This window comes from Pseudomonas sp. WP18, from assembly GCF_036689585.1.
Taxonomy (GTDB): Bacteria; Pseudomonadota; Gammaproteobacteria; order Pseudomonadales; family Pseudomonadaceae; genus Aquipseudomonas; species Aquipseudomonas chlororaphis_E.
Map to the genome: position 1 here is coordinate 5,735,393 of NZ_CP144758.1, position 14,574 is coordinate 5,749,966.

Consider the following 14,574-nt stretch of genomic DNA (forward strand, 5'->3'; position numbering starts at 1 on the left):
CCTTGGGTTTACGCAATACCCACAGGCGCGACACGGATGTTCGGCATATTTAAGGAAGAGTCATGCGCTGTCAACCACGATACGAAGGCCAGGTTTACATCTGGTTAAAAAACAAACAAAACTGCCTGTTATGCGGGGATACCACTGACACACCGCAGCCGATCTGCACACCCTGCGAGGCCGACCTGCCCTGGCTCGGTGATCAATGCAGCGTCTGCGCTTTGCCGTTGCCCATGGCCGGGCTGCGTTGTGGACAGTGTGCCGCACAGCCGCCAGCATTCGAGCGGGTGCTGGCGCCCTGGGCCTATGACTTTCCGGTGGACAGTTTGATCACCCGCTTCAAGCATCAAGCGAAATGGCCCCTCGGCCGGCTGATGGGCGAGCTGTTGGCGCAGTCGCTGCAACACCAGTTCGACGAAGGCCTGGAGCGCCCCGACGCGCTGCTGCCGGTGCCCCTGGCCGCGCCGCGCCTGCGCCAGCGGGGCTTCAACCAGGCGGCTCTGCTGGCTCGCTGGCTCAGCCAGCCGTTGGGCCTTGCGTGCGAAGAACACTGGCTGCGCCGCGTCCAGGACACTCCCGCACAGCAGGCGCTCGATGCCAAGGCGCGGCGGCAAAACCTGCTCCGGGCCTTTGCCTTGGCCCCCGAGGCGCAACTGCGCAACCGCCACCTGGCGCTGGTGGACGATGTGCTCACCACTGGCGCTACCGCCCAGGCCCTGGCACACCTGCTGCTGGAGGCCGGCGCGGCGCGGGTGGACGTGTATTGCCTGGCGCGCACGCCGAAAGCGGCGGAGCCGGCTTGACGCGCGGCGCCCAAGCCGCCAACGTCGGCCCATCACTCCTGCACGCAGTTTTTCGTCATGTCATTGCCTACGCTCCTGACCCAACACATTGTCCGCCGCCCACAACGCATCGCCTTGCTTCAGCACATCGCCGAACAAGGCTCGATCACCCGCGCCGCCAAGAGCGCGGGCCTGAGCTACAAGGCGGCGTGGGACGCCATCGATGAATTGAACAACCTGGCGGACCAACCGCTGGTGGAGCGCAGTGTCGGCGGCAAGGGCGGTGGCGGCGCCAGGTTGTCCGAGGAAGGGCAACGGGTGTTGCGCCTGTACCTGCGCCTGCAAACCTTGCAGGCGCAATTGCTCGAAGCAAGCGAAGACGCCGCAGACCTGGGCCTGCTGGGCCGCCTGATGTTGCGCACCAGCGCGCGCAACCAGTTGCACGGCAAAGTCATCGGGATCGAAGCCACCGGCCACAACGACCGGATACGCCTGGAGCTGGCCCGGGGGCTGGTCATCGAGGCACGGATCACCCACGACAGCACGGTCCGGCTGGAACTGGCGATCGGCACCGAAGTGGTCGCCCTGATCAAGGCCGGCTGGCTGGAACTGCACCCCGCCGGGCAGCCGGCCATGGCGGGCGACAATTCCTTGCAAGGTCTGATCGAGCAGGTCGTCGCCGCTGAAAACGGCCCCAGCGAGGTGCGGATCGGCTTGCCCAACGGCCAGACCCTCTGCGCCCTGGCCGATCCGCTGCAATTGCGTGAACGACAGCTGGAGGTCGGCGGCGCGGTGCAAGTGAGGTTTTCGCCCACGAATGTGCTGCTCGGCACACCGCTGTAGCGCGCTGCAACAATAGCTTCATCGACCCGCTTTAAGGTGACTGCCAAAACCAGCAGGGAGCCTGAAATGAGCCTACTAGAAGAAAACCAATCCACCGACCTGGAAAAGATCGTCGGCCTCAGCCGTCGTGGTTTCATCAGCGCCGGCGCCCTGTGTGGCGCCGCCATGTTCCTGGGCGGCAACCTGCTGAGTCGCAGCGTCATGGCCGCCGCCGTGAGCGAAGGCAACAGCAGGCTGCTGGGTTTCAACAGCATCGCCGCCGCGACCACCGACACCATCACCCTGCCGCCAGGCTACAAGTCCTCGGTGCTGATCAGTTGGGGCCAGCCGCTGCAGAAAAACGCACCGGCGTTCGACCCCAGCGGCAACGGCACCGCCCGCGCCCAGGAAATGCAGTTCGGCGACAACAACGACGGCATGAGCCTGTTCCCGTTCCCCGGTGACAACAACCGGGCGCTGATGGCGATCAACAACGAATACACCAACTACCGCTACTTGTTCGCCCACGGCGGCCAGCCGCAATCGGCCGAAGACGTGCACAAGGCCCAGGCCAGCGAAGGCGTCTCGGTGATCGAGGTCCAGCGCCGTCGCGGCGGCCAGTGGCAGTTCGTCCAGGAGTCGCGCTACAACCGCCGGATCCACGGCAATACGCCGATTCGCCTGCGCGGCCCGGCGGCCGGTCACGAGTTGCTCAAGACCAGCGCCGACAAGAGCGGCAAGAAAGTACTTGGCACGTTCCAGAACTGCGCCAACGGCATGACGCCGTGGGGCACCTACCTGACCTGCGAAGAAAACTTCACCGATTGCTTCGGCAGCAGCCAATCCGACTTGCAGTTCGATGAGGCGCAAAAACGCTACGGCGCCACCGTCACCAGCCGCGAGATCAACTGGCACCTGTTCGATCCACGCTTCGACCTGGCGAAGAACCCCAACGAACTCAACCGTCATGGTTGGGTGGTGGAAATCGACCCGTTCGATCCAGACTCCACCCCGGTCAAGCGCACCGCCCTGGGCCGCTTCAAGCATGAAAACGCCGCGCTGGCGCAAACCAATGACGGTCGCGCCGTGGTGTACATGGGCGACGATGAACGCGGTGAGTTCATCTACAAGTTCGTCAGCCGCGAGCGCATCAACCCCCGCAACGCCAAGGCCAACCGCAACCTGCTGGACCATGGCACCCTGTACGTGGCGCGCTTCGACGCCGGCGACGCCAACCCCGATCACCCCAAAGGCAAGGGCCAGTGGATCGAGCTGACCCACGGCAAGAACGGCCTGGACGCCAGCAGCGGTTTCGCCGACCAGGCCGAAGTGCTGATCCATGCCCGCCTGGCCGCCAGCGCCGTGGGCGCCACGCGCATGGACCGTCCGGAGTGGATCGTGGTGAGCCCGAAAGACGGCCAGGTCTACTGCACCCTGACCAACAACTCCAAGCGCGGCGAAGATGGCCAGCCGGTGGGCGGGCCGAACCCGCGGGCCAAGAACGTCTACGGGCAGATCCTGCGCTGGCGCACCAGCCGCGACGACCACGCCTCCAAGACCTTCGACTGGGACCTGTTCGTGGTCGCGGGCAACCCGACGGTCCATGCCGGTACGCCAAAAGCCGGGTCGTCGAACATCACCCCGCAGAACATGTTCAACAGCCCCGATGGCCTGGGCTTCGACAAAGCGGGTCGGCTGTGGATCCTCACCGACGGTGACGTCAGCAACACTGGCGACTTCGCCGGCATGGGCAACAACCAGATGCTCTGCGCCGACCCCAACAGCGGAGAGATCCGCCGCTTCATGGTCGGGCCGGTGGGCTGCGAAGTGACCGGCATCAGTTTCGCGCCGGACCACAGGAGCCTGTTCGTCGGGATCCAGCACCCTGGCGAAAACGGCGGTTCGACCTTTCCCGAGCACCTGCCCAACGGCAAGCCGCGTTCATCGGTGATGGTGATTACCCGTGAGGACGGCGGGGTGATCGGCGCGGCCTGACATTTGCTTTTGTGGCGAGGGAGCTTGCTCCCGCTTGGGTGCGCAGCGCCCATAAATATCTGGGGTCGCTGCGCAACCCAGCGGGAGCAAGCTCCCTCGCCACGAAGCTGATTCAGGACTGACAATCAATCCAGACTGCTTTGCGCTACCATGCTGGGCCGGACGCGGCAGCCCTGCCGCTGCGCAGGAGTCAGCATGTCCCATCCGTTTGAAACCCTCACCCCCGATCTCGTACTCGACGCCGTTGAAAGCCTGGGCTTGCTCAGTGATGCCCGGGTGTTGGCGCTCAACAGTTATGAGAACCGTGTCTACCAGGTCGGTATCGAGGACGGCGAGCCGCTGATCGCCAAGTTCTATCGCCCTGCGCGCTGGACCAATGAAGCGATCCTGGAAGAACACCGTTTCACGTTCGAACTGGCCGATTGCGACGTGCCGGTGGTGGCGCCATTGATCCATGACGGCGCCAGCCTGCACGAACACGCAGGCTTTCGCTTCACCCTGTTTCCCCGTCGTGGCGGCCGTGCGCCGGAACCGGGTAACCTCGACCAGCTCTACCGCCTCGGGCAACTGCTCGGACGACTGCACGCCGTGGGCGCCAGCCGCCCGTTCGAGCACCGCGAAGCCTTGGGCGTGAAGAACTTCGGCCACGATTCCCTGGCCACGGTGCTGGACAGCGGCTTCGTCCCGCGCAGCCTGTTGCCGGCCTACGAGTCTGTCGCCAGGGACCTGCTCAAGCGTGTCGAAGAGGCCTACGCCGCCACACCCCACCAGACCATCCGCATGCACGGCGACTGTCATCCCGGCAACATGATGTGTCGCGACGAGGTGTTTCACATCGTCGACCTCGACGATTGCCGCATGGGCCCCGCGGTCCAGGACCTGTGGATGATGCTCGCCGGCGACCGCCAGGCCTGCCTGGGGCAGTTGTCGGAATTGATGGACGGTTACCAGGAGTTCCACGACTTCGACCCACGGGAACTGGCGCTGATCGAACCTTTGCGCGCCCTGCGCCTGATGCACTACAGCGCCTGGCTCGCACGCCGCTGGGACGACCCGGCCTTCCCCCGCAGCTTTCCGTGGTTCGGCAGTGAACGCTACTGGGGCGACCAGGTGCTGGCCTTGCGCGAGCAACTGGCGGCACTGAATGAAGAGCCGTTGAAGTTGTTCTGATGGGTTTCAGCTGTCACCGCGCCCCGTGTGGGAGCGGGCTTGCTCGCGAAGCCGGAGGAACATTCAATATCCATCTCGACTGACCCACCGCTTTCGCGAGCAAGCCCGCTCCCACAGAAGGATCTGTGGCGGGGCCAGGACGTTCACAAAGGTTCACACCCAACCTGACAAATCTCCTTACAATCACTTCTTTGTTAGCTGCCTAAGCAAGGATTCTGCATGCAAGCCGCCAACCCGCGTCGCGGGTACATCCTGGGCCTGACCGCCTATATCGTCTGGGGATTGTTCCCCATCTATTTCAAAGCCATCGCCAGCGTGCCAGCCGTGGAGATCATCATCCACCGCGTCCTGTGGTCGGCGCTGTTCGGCGCGGCATTGCTGCTGGTCTGGAAGCATCCGGGCTGGTGGCGCGAACTGCGGGACAACCCACGCCGACTGGCGATCCTGGCCCTGAGCGGTACGCTGATCGCGGTCAACTGGCTGACCTACGTCTGGGCGGTGAACAATGGGCGGATGCTCGAAGCGAGCCTGGGCTATTACATCAATCCGCTGGTGAACGTGCTGCTGGGCATGCTGATCCTGGGTGAACGGCTGCGGCCCATGCAATGGGTGGCGGTGGGGTTGGCGGCGGTGGGCGTGGCGCAGCAGGTCTGGCAAGTGGGCAGCCTGCCATGGGTATCGCTGGCGTTGGCGCTGACCTTCGGTTTCTATGGATTGATCCGCAAGCAGGCGCCGGTCAAGGCCCTGCCGGGGTTGGTGGTGGAAACCTGGATGCTGGTGCCGATTGCCGTGGCCTGGCTGCTGCTCAACCCGGCGGCCACCAGTGCCCAGGCTGCTTTCTGGAGCACTTCCGAAGCCTGGTGGCTCGTGGCCGCAGGCCCGGTAACGTTGGTTCCGCTGGTGTGCTTCAACGCCGCGGCCCGGCACCTGCCCTACACCACGCTGGGGTTCCTCCAGTACATCGCCCCGACCTTGGTGCTGCTGCTGGCGGTGACACTGTTCGGCGAGCACCTGTCGTCCAGCACCCTGGTGGCGTTCCTGTTCATCTGGGCGGGGCTCGCGGTGTACAGCATCGATGCCGTGATCAGCCTGCGTCGGCGCAACTGATCAAAAAACGCACAAACGTGCGCAGGCCCCGTGCAACGTGGCCTGCGCTGATTCTTCCCAAGGTTATCCACAGCGTGGTCCCCGCCGTTTGTGCACAAGCCCTTGATATACGGTGATTTTTTGATCATCGCCGGCTAAGGCCCAGCGGGCCTGGGCTGGCGCCGGGTCTCTACAGGTTATCCACAGGCAGGCTCAGGTTTTCCTTGGATAACCCGCTTCACGCTTCGTCGCTGAGCTTGAGCTCCACCATCAATTCATCGGCCAGGGTCTCCAGGCGTTCCTGCAACGTGTCCAGCGATAAGGCCAGCGGCACGCCAAGGATCGCCTCGGCGTGAAACAGCAACTCGCTGCTCATGGGGGCCGGGCGCACATGGGTGACCAGCCGCTCGACATTGACCCCTTGTTCGCTCAGCAGCCGGGTGATGTCGCGCACGATGCCAGGCCGATCGTTACCCACCAGCTCCATGACAATGGGTTTCCAACTGCACGACGCCTCGGCGGCGCTCTCGGCGATCAGCACGCGGATGCCGTGGACCGACAGCCCCTGCAAGGCCTCGATCAACGCTTCATGGGCCTCGGCGGGGGCGCTGAGGCGCAGGATCCCGGCAAACTGCCCGGCCAGGTGCGACATGCGACTTTCCAGCCAGTTGCCGCCGTGCTCGGCGATGCAATCGGCGATGCGCTCGACCTGCCCGGGCTTGTCCGGGGCAAAAACAGTGATAACCAGATGGTCCATGGCGCAGCCCTCTTGTGGTGAGAAGCAGGAGTATAGAAGTGCACATCAATTCTGTGGCGAGGGGGACTTCCCCTCGTCACCAGGGGCGTGACTGGCCAACCGAACAATCGTGTACAAGTTTCAAGATTTATCTGGAACAATCCCTCTGTTTTTTGAGAACATCCGATGTCTCGTCGTGACTGTACGCCTTTAGTCGGTCGCAGAACGACGCATTTAGTCTGATTTTCACAACCGCAGTTGATCATGTAGTATGCCGCAGCGAGCACTACATAACGTTGGACCGATGTCTGCTTAAGGCGCAGTCGCATCCCTGAAAGCCCCGTCAGCAAGGCCAAGAGCCCTTTGATAGGTCCCACCCAGCCGCCAGCGATGGCATGTACTGGTACCGGGGTTTGTGGTTTAAATGTCCCGAGGCTTCATTGTCAAAATCGAAGAGCTGAAAAGCGAAATAGCTGAGCAGAGTGAGGCAAGCAATGACTGAACACGTTCAAGTCGGTGGCCTGCAGGTCGCCAAAGTCCTGTTCGACTTCGTGAATAACGAAGCCATTCCCGGAACCGGCCTCACCGCCGACGCATTCTGGGCCGGTGCCGACAAGGTCATCCATGATCTGGCACCGAAGAACCAAGCCCTACTCGCCAAACGCGACGACTTCCAGGCACGGATCGATGCCTGGCATCAGGCCCGTGCCGGCCAGGCCCACGACGCCGTGGCTTACAAAGCCTTCCTGCAAGACATCGGATATCTGCTGCCAGAAGCGGCGGATTTCCAGGCCGCGACCCAAAACGTCGATGACGAAATCGCCCGCATGGCCGGCCCGCAGTTGGTGGTGCCGGTGATGAACGCCCGCTTCGCCCTCAACGCCTCGAATGCCCGCTGGGGTTCGCTGTACGACGCGCTGTACGGCACCGACGCCATCAGCGAAGCCGACGGCGCACAAAAGGGCAAGGGCTACAACAAGGTTCGCGGCGACAAGGTCATTGCCTTCGCCCGCGCCTTCCTCGACGAAGCAGCCCCCCTGGCGGCCGGCTCCCATGTCGACTCCACCGCCTACAAGATCGTCGACGGCAAACTGGTGGTCACCCTCAAGGGCGGCAGCAACAGTGGCCTGCGTGACGATGCTCAACTGATCGGTTTCCAGGGTGATGCCGCGGCGCCGGCCGCCGTGCTGCTCAAGCACAACGGTCTGCACTTCGAAATCCAGATCGACGCCAGCACCCCGGTCGGCCAGACCGACGCGGCTGGTGTGAAAGACATCCTGATGGAAGCGGCGCTGACCACCATCATGGACTGCGAAGACTCGGTCGCCGCCGTCGACGCCGATGACAAGGTGGTGATCTACCGTAACTGGCTCGGCCTGATGAAGGGTGATCTGTCGGAGCAAGTGACCAAGGGCGACCAGACGTTCACCCGCACCATGAACGCCGACCGCGCCTACACCACCGCCGACGGCTCGGGCCTGACGCTGCACGGTCGCTCGCTGCTGTTCGTGCGTAACGTCGGGCACCTGATGACCATCGACGCGATCCTGGACAAGCACGGCAACGAAGTGCCGGAAGGTATCCTCGACGGCCTGATCACCAGCCTGGCGGCGATCCACAGCCTCAACGGCAACACCTCCCGCCGCAACAGCCGCACCGGCTCGGTGTACATCGTCAAGCCGAAGATGCACGGGCCCGAGGAAGCCGCCTTCACCAACGAGCTGTTCGGTCGTATCGAAGACGTGCTGAACCTGCCGCGCAACACCCTCAAGGTCGGGATCATGGACGAGGAGCGCCGCACCACGGTCAACCTCAAGGCCTGCATCAAGGCAGCCAGCGAGCGCGTGGTGTTCATCAACACCGGCTTCCTGGACCGCACCGGCGACGAAATCCACACCTCGATGGAAGCCGGCCCGATGGTGCGCAAGGCCGACATGAAGGCCGAGAAGTGGATCGCCGCGTACGAAAACTGGAACGTCGACATCGGTTTGAGCACCGGCCTGCAAGGTCGCGCACAAATCGGCAAGGGCATGTGGGCCATGCCCGACCTGATGGCGGCGATGCTCGAACAGAAAGTCGCCCACCCAATGGCCGGCGCCAACACCGCCTGGGTGCCGTCGCCGACCGCCGCTGCCCTGCACGCCCTGCACTACCACAAGGTCGACGTATTCGCTCGCCAGGCCGAACTGGCCAAGCGCACCCGCGCGTCGGTGGACGACATCCTGACCATCCCGCTGGCCGCCAACCCGAACTGGACACCGGAGCAGATCAGGAACGAACTGGACAACAACGCCCAGGGCATCCTCGGCTACGTGGTGCGCTGGATCGACCAAGGCGTGGGTTGTTCCAAGGTGCCGGACATCAACGACATCGGCCTGATGGAAGACCGGGCGACGCTGCGCATTTCCAGCCAGCACATCGCCAACTGGCTGCGCCATGGCATCGTCACGCAGGACCAGGTGATGGAAAGCCTCAAGCGCATGGCGCCGGTGGTGGATCGCCAGAACGCCAACGACCCGCTGTACCGCCCGCTGGCACCGGACTTCGACAGCAACATCGCCTTCCAGGCGGCGGTCGAACTGGTGATCGAAGGCACCCGCCAGCCTAACGGCTACACCGAGCCGGTGCTGCACCGCCGCCGTCGTGAGTTCAAGGCAGCCAATGGGTTGTGATTGAGCGGTAGCGATCAATGAGAAAGGCCCTGATCTTGCGATCAGGGCCTTTTTTGTTTGCCGTGCGGACCGATCGCCACAGGCTAGAGGTCCATCCCCAACTCCCGCTTGACCAACCCCAACAATTTCTCCGTATCGATGGGCTTGAGCAGGAAGTCCACCACGCTCAGGTGCATGGCTTCGATGGCGTCCTTCACGTCGGCGTCGCCGGACACCAGGATGATCGGCAACGCTGCCCGCTCGGACTCGCGCACCAGGCGGACCAGTTCCAGGCCATCGACATTGCCCATGCGCAGATCAGTGATTATCAGGCCGATCGACGGCTTGGTTTCCAGCATCTTGAGTGCCGTTTCACCGCTGGCGGCGGTCATGCAGTGAATCCCGTCCAGCGCCAGAATTTCCGACAGCAGTTCACGGGCGTCCTTGTCGTCATCGACGATCAAGACTCGCTGCGGCGGCAGGTCGGGTTCCAGCATGACGGCACTCAGCGCCTCGCGCTCGGCGTCACTCAAAATATCGTGGTCGGACATGGGGCTCTCTACGTTCTCGAATCATTCCCTTGGCAAGTGGTCAGACATCGTTGCAAGGCGCTTCAATGTGCACTTCGTCGGATTTTTTTCCAAGAACATTTAATGAAGTTTTTTTAAGGCCCTCACAGGGCATTTCCCCCCGGTTTCGCCCTATCGCGGGCGACCTAGACTTACGTCCAATGGGCACCCCGCGCTCAGGGGCCGACCATGGGAGAACAGATCCGACCACAACAATTCGAAAAAGATTGCGTAATGGCTATGAAAAAAGCGGACGCCTTCACCCAGGCAGGGAAAACCGCGGTGTTGCAAAACATCCAGGGGACACTGCAGTTTCTCCAGCGCTTCCCGCCGTTCAACCACATGGAAAATGCCCACCTGGCGTACCTGGTGGAGCAATGCCTGCTGCGTTTCTACGCCACTGGCGAAACCATCATCAAGCCGGCCGATGGCCCGGTGGAACACTTCTACATCGTCAAGCAGGGCCGGGTGGTGGGCGAGCGTCCGCATTCGGCCAAGGGCGGCACCGAGACCACCTTCGAAATCACCACCGGCGAGTGTTTTCCCCTCGCCGCCTTGCTCGGCGAGCGCGCCACCCGCACCGAACACCGGGCCGGCGAGGACACGTTCTGCCTGCAACTGAACAAACAGGCCTTCATCAAGCTGTTCGCCCTCTCCGGGCCGTTTCGCGACTTCGCCTTGCGCGGGGTCAGCAGCCTCCTGGACCAGGTCAACCAGCAGGTCCAACAGAAATCCGCGCAGACCCTGGGCACGCAGTACTCCCTCAATACGCGCCTGGGTGAACTGGCGATGCGTCACCCAGTGAGTTGCAGCCCCGACACGCCCTTGCGCGAAGCCGTGAAACTGATGCACGAGCAACAGGTTGGCAGCATCGTGGTCGTGACGGAACAGAAGACGCCGGTCGGGATTTTCACCCTGCGCGACCTGCGGCAAGTGGTGGCCGATGGGGCCGGGGATTTCTCCCAGGCCATCGCCGGGCACATGACTCAGGCGCCGTTTTTCCTGTCGCCGGACCACAGCGCCTTCGACGCCGCGATTGCCATGACCGAACGTCACATCGCCCACGTCTGCCTGGTCAAGGAGCAGCGCCTGTGCGGCGTGGTGTCCGAGCGTGATCTGTTTTCCCTGCAACGAGTCGACCTGGTGCACCTGGCCCGTACCATCCGCAGCGCACCGAAGGTGGAAAACCTGGTGGCCCTGCGTGGCGAGATCGGTCAACTGGTGGAGCGCATGCTCGCCCATGGCGCCTCCTCGACCCAGATCACTCACATCATCACGTTGCTCAACGACCACACGGTGTGCCGGATCATCGAGCTGACCCTGGCCGACAAGGGCGACCCCGGCGTGCCGTTCAGTTGGCTGTGTTTCGGCAGCGAAGGCCGCCGCGAGCAAACCCTGCACACCGACCAGGACAACGGCATCCTGTTCGAAGCCCGGGACGCCGCCCACGCCGCGCAGATCCGAGGCCTGCTGCTGCCCATCGCCCAACAGATCAACCAGAGCCTGGCCCTGTGCGGCTTCACGCTGTGCAAGGGCAACATCATGGCCGGCAACCCCGAGCTGTGTCTGTCCCGCGCCGAATGGGCCCGGCGCTTTGCCGCGTTCATTCGCGAGGCGACGCCGGAGAACCTGTTGGGCTCGAGCATCTATTTCGACCTGCGGGTGGTCTGGGGTGACGAACAAGGTTGCGAACAATTGCGCCAGCAGATCCTCGACCAGGTGGGCGATAACCGTCTGTTCCAGCGCATGATGGCCGACAACGCGTTGCGCCATCGCCCGCCGGTGGGGCGCTTCAGAGAGTTTGTGCTCAGCCGCAAGAACGGTGAAAAAGCCACCCTCGACCTCAAGGTGCAAGGCCTGACGCCTTTCGTGGACGGCGCCCGTTTGCTGGCCCTGGCCAATGGCATCGGCGCCAACAACACCCTGGAGCGCTTGCGGCAACTGGTCGCCCGCCAGGTGATCGAACCCCTCGACGGCGCGGCCTATGAAGAGGCCTATCACTTCATCCAACAGACCCGCATGCAACAGCATCAACTGCAAACCCGCGAGAACCTGCCGTACTCCAACCGCGTCGACCCCGACAGCCTCAACCATCTGGACCGACGCATCCTGCGCGAATCCCTGCGCCAGGCCCAACGTCTGCAAAGCAGCCTGAGCCTGAGGTATCAGCTGTGAGCCTGTTTTCCTGGCTGCGCCCGGCCCAGCCGTCATTGCCGGACGCCTTGCAGCAACGCCTGGCAGACCTGCCGTCGGCTGCCGCCCTGGGTGAATGCAGCCTGCGGGAACAGCGTTGGGTGGTGCTGGACCTGGAAACCACCGGGCTGAACCTCAACAAGGACCAGGTGCTGTCCATTGGCGCAGTGGCCATCGAAGACGGCGCGATCGATTTCGGCCAGCAGTTCGAACGCACCTTGCAATGCGACAAACAAAAGCTCGGGCCCAGCGTGTTGATCCATGGCCTGGCGCCGAGCACGATTGCCGCTGGCAGCGAACCGGCCGAAGCGTTGCTGGCGTTCATGGAGTACGTCGGCGACAGCCCGTTGCTGGCCTTCCACTCACCCTTCGATGCCCACATGCTCGGGCGCGCATTGAAGGATCACCTGGGCTATCGCTTGCAGCACCCGTTCCTCGACGTCGCGGACCTGGCCCCGATGCTCTGCCCCCAGGTCGCCCTGCGCCAGGCGGGCCTGGACGACTGGATCGACGCGTTCAAGCTGCAGGTGCAGGAGCGCCACAACGCCAGCGCCGACGCCCTGGCCACGGCGGAACTGGCGCTGATCCTGTTCAGCCGCGCCCGCCAGCAACAGATCCCCAGCCCGCTGGCGTTGCAGCAGCGCCTGGGCCAATGGAAACGCCGGCAGCAGGCGCCTTCGATCTAACCCCTGTTAGGAGAACACCATCGGCCCTGTGGGAGCTTGCTCGCGATAGCGTACTGTCGGCCGACACTGATATGAGTTGATCGCTCATCATCGCGAGCAATCTCGCTCCCACACCCAACAACCCCAGAAGCCCCACCCGACCAGTGCCAATTGCTTTCGCTCTGCCGCCTCTGTCACAATCGCGAACAATTCTCGTTACTTAAAACATCGGTGATGCTCCGTGTCGTCAGTTCCTAGCCCTCACAGTGATCTGGTTGGTGCGTTGTACCGTGACCATCGCGGTTGGCTATTGGCCTGGTTGCGGCGCAACGTGGCCTGTGCACAACGGGCCGAGGACTTGAGCCAGGACACGTTCGTGCGCCTGCTCGGCCGCGACCAACTGACCACGCCTCGCGAGCCGCGGGCGTTCCTGGTGGCGATCGCCAAGGGGCTGCTGTTCGATTATTTCCGCCGGGCAGCCCTGGAGCAGGCCTACCTCACCGAGTTGATGCTGATCCCCGAAAGCGAACAGCCGTCGCTGGAAGAACAGCAGATGATCCTCGAAGACCTCAAGCACATCGACCGGCTGCTCGGCCAGTTGTCGAGCAAGGCTCGCGCTGCCTTTCTCTACAACCGCCTCGACGGTCTCGGCCACGCCGAGATCGCCCAGCGCCTGGGGGTTTCGGTGCCACGGGTACGGCAATACCTGGCCCAGGGCATTCGCCAGTGCTACATCGCCCTGTATGGCGAGCCGACATGAACCCAGCCTGCGCCAAACCGGTATCGGCCCGTGTGCTGGATGCCGCCATTGCCTGGCAGTTGTCGCTGGATTCGGGCAGCGCCCAGGAGCGCGAGGCGTTCGCCCGCTGGCATGCCGCCGATGAAGAACATGCCCGCGCCTGGCGGCAGTTGGGCATGCTCGACCAGCGTTTCAGCGTCGCCAGCGGGCCGGCGCGGGCCGCATTGTTGCAATCGCGCACGACCCTCCGGCGACGGTTGCGCAAGATGGGCAGCGGCCTGGCCAGCCTGGTCGCAGTCGTCGGCCTGACGCTGTTCGTCGCCGAGCGCTACCTGTCGCTGGACTATTGGCTGGCCGACCAGCGCACCGCCACGGGCGAACAGCGCACCCTGCGCCTGGCCGACGGAACAGTGGTCAACCTCAACACCCACAGCGCGCTGGACGTGCGCTTCGATGCCCGGCAGCGACGCATTGTCCTGCAGGAAGGCGAGATCCTGGTGGAAACCGGCCACAACGACCCGCGTCCCTTCATCGTCGAAACCCGCGAAGGCCGCCTGCGTGCCTTGGGCACGCGGTTCCTGGTCAAGCGAGAAGACCAGGGCACGCGCCTGAGCGTGTTGCAATCGGCCGTGGCCGCGCACCCCCAGGCAACGGACGAAGAGCAGGTCCTGCGCGAAGGCCAGCAAGTGCTGATGCGCCGCGACGGGCTCGGGCCGACGTTGGCGCTGGGTCCCGGCGCAGACGCCTGGACCCGCGGCATGTTGGTGGTCGACAACGCCCGCCTGGAGGATCTGGTGCACGAACTGGGGCGCTATCGGCGCGGCTACCTGGGCGTCGAGCCGCAGGTCGCGGACCTGCGCATCACCGGCAGCTTCCCGCTGCACGACACCGACCTGGCCTTGGCGGCGCTGCTGCCGACCTTGCCGGTGCAGGTCGAGCATCACACGCGGTGGTGGGCCGTGGTGGCGCCTAGGGACGGAGCAAAATCCAAGTAATCGGACGGGCGCAAGGCCTTCTTTACGTTCAAACTCGCGAAGAGACCATCGCCCCCGACATTGCCCACCCGCTTGCACGCTGAATCTAAATTATTTTCATCCCGCCCTATCACTTTTCGATTCTCATCCGGCACTCAGGCAATTGAGAAATATTTCCATTCAGGAGCCGCC

General features: G+C 63.6%; 12 protein-coding genes. 10 read left to right on the forward strand and 2 right to left on the reverse strand.

Annotation, left to right across the window (positions count from 1 at the left end; genetic code table 11):
* Positions 1-62 precede the first annotated feature (62 nt).
* The 5 genes from V5F23_RS25620 (at position 63) to rarD (ending at position 5,876) form a co-directional block, all read left to right on the forward strand.
* Complete coding sequence (locus V5F23_RS25620) at positions 63-803, forward strand: ComF family protein (protein ID WP_042732645.1); 741 nt, start codon at positions 63-65, stop codon at positions 801-803.
* A 57-nt stretch (positions 804-860) separates the two neighbouring features.
* Positions 861-1,625: a TOBE domain-containing protein gene (locus V5F23_RS25625; protein ID WP_042732646.1), complete on the forward strand. Its 765-nt coding sequence runs from the start codon at positions 861-863 to the stop codon at positions 1,623-1,625.
* A 66-nt stretch (positions 1,626-1,691) separates the two neighbouring features.
* Positions 1,692-3,599 carry a PhoX family phosphatase gene (locus tag V5F23_RS25630; RefSeq protein ID WP_042732647.1) on the forward strand — a complete coding sequence of 636 codons (1,908 nt, stop codon included), beginning with the start codon at positions 1,692-1,694 and terminating at the stop codon, positions 3,597-3,599.
* 195 nt (positions 3,600-3,794) lie between these two features.
* Positions 3,795-4,769 (forward strand): serine/threonine protein kinase, encoded by a 975-nt coding sequence (locus V5F23_RS25635; RefSeq protein WP_123579693.1) that lies wholly within the window; start codon positions 3,795-3,797, stop codon positions 4,767-4,769.
* Positions 4,770-4,988: 219 nt separating this feature from the next.
* A complete protein-coding gene (rarD, locus tag V5F23_RS25640; RefSeq protein WP_042732809.1) occupies positions 4,989-5,876 on the forward strand; it encodes an EamA family transporter RarD in 888 nt (295 codons plus the stop codon).
* 217 nt (positions 5,877-6,093) lie between these two features.
* On the opposite strand, the gene V5F23_RS25645 is transcribed toward rarD, so the two are convergent.
* A complete protein-coding gene (locus tag V5F23_RS25645; RefSeq protein ID WP_053151428.1) occupies positions 6,094-6,612 on the reverse strand; it encodes an ACT domain-containing protein in 519 nt (172 codons plus the stop codon).
* Positions 6,613-7,085: 473 nt separating this feature from the next.
* Between V5F23_RS25645 and V5F23_RS25650 the strand changes: the two genes are divergently transcribed.
* Complete coding sequence (locus V5F23_RS25650; RefSeq protein WP_338496953.1) at positions 7,086-9,263, forward strand: malate synthase G; 2,178 nt, start codon at positions 7,086-7,088, stop codon at positions 9,261-9,263.
* A gap of 83 nt (positions 9,264-9,346) precedes the next feature.
* Here the strand turns inward: V5F23_RS25650 and V5F23_RS25655 are convergent, their stop codons facing one another.
* Complete coding sequence (locus tag V5F23_RS25655; RefSeq protein ID WP_042729620.1) at positions 9,347-9,793, reverse strand: response regulator; 447 nt, start codon at positions 9,791-9,793, stop codon at positions 9,347-9,349.
* A 258-nt stretch (positions 9,794-10,051) separates the two neighbouring features.
* Between V5F23_RS25655 and V5F23_RS25660 the strand changes: the two genes are divergently transcribed.
* The 4 genes from V5F23_RS25660 (at position 10,052) to V5F23_RS25675 (ending at position 14,403) form a co-directional block, all read left to right on the forward strand.
* Positions 10,052-11,986, forward strand: coding sequence for a putative nucleotidyltransferase substrate binding domain-containing protein (locus V5F23_RS25660; protein WP_311197337.1), 1,935 nt, complete (start codon positions 10,052-10,054; stop codon positions 11,984-11,986).
* Entirely contained in the window at positions 11,983-12,690 is a 708-nt protein-coding gene (locus V5F23_RS25665) for a 3'-5' exonuclease (RefSeq protein WP_047735922.1), read from the forward strand. The genes V5F23_RS25660 and V5F23_RS25665 overlap by 4 nt, the downstream gene beginning before the upstream one ends.
* A 220-nt stretch (positions 12,691-12,910) precedes the next feature.
* Positions 12,911-13,429: an RNA polymerase sigma factor gene (locus V5F23_RS25670; protein ID WP_042729617.1), complete on the forward strand. Its 519-nt coding sequence runs from the start codon at positions 12,911-12,913 to the stop codon at positions 13,427-13,429.
* Positions 13,426-14,403: a FecR family protein gene (locus V5F23_RS25675; protein WP_042729616.1), complete on the forward strand. Its 978-nt coding sequence runs from the start codon at positions 13,426-13,428 to the stop codon at positions 14,401-14,403. The genes V5F23_RS25670 and V5F23_RS25675 overlap by 4 nt, the downstream gene beginning before the upstream one ends.
* The last annotated feature ends 171 nt before the right edge of the window (positions 14,404-14,574 follow it).

Excerpts from the sequence above, each read along its gene's own strand:
- V5F23_RS25630 (WP_042732647.1), top strand. The coding sequence starts at position 1,692 with ATGAGCCTACTAGAAGAAAACCAATCCACCGACCTGGAAAAGATCGTC.
- V5F23_RS25660 (WP_311197337.1), top strand. The coding sequence starts at position 10,052 with ATGAAAAAAGCGGACGCCTTCACCCAGGCAGGGAAAACCGCGGTGTTG.
- V5F23_RS25635 (WP_123579693.1), top strand. The coding sequence starts at position 3,795 with ATGTCCCATCCGTTTGAAACCCTCACCCCCGATCTCGTACTCGACGCC.
- V5F23_RS25650 (WP_338496953.1), top strand. The coding sequence starts at position 7,086 with ATGACTGAACACGTTCAAGTCGGTGGCCTGCAGGTCGCCAAAGTCCTG.
- rarD (WP_042732809.1), top strand. The coding sequence starts at position 4,989 with ATGCAAGCCGCCAACCCGCGTCGCGGGTACATCCTGGGCCTGACCGCC.
- V5F23_RS25645 (WP_053151428.1), bottom strand. The coding sequence starts at position 6,612 with ATGGACCATCTGGTTATCACTGTTTTTGCCCCGGACAAGCCCGGGCAG.
- V5F23_RS25675 (WP_042729616.1), top strand. The coding sequence starts at position 13,426 with ATGAACCCAGCCTGCGCCAAACCGGTATCGGCCCGTGTGCTGGATGCC.
- V5F23_RS25625 (WP_042732646.1), top strand. The coding sequence starts at position 861 with ATGTCATTGCCTACGCTCCTGACCCAACACATTGTCCGCCGCCCACAA.
- V5F23_RS25655 (WP_042729620.1), bottom strand. The coding sequence starts at position 9,793 with ATGTCCGACCACGATATTTTGAGTGACGCCGAGCGCGAGGCGCTGAGT.
- V5F23_RS25620 (WP_042732645.1), top strand. The coding sequence starts at position 63 with ATGCGCTGTCAACCACGATACGAAGGCCAGGTTTACATCTGGTTAAAA.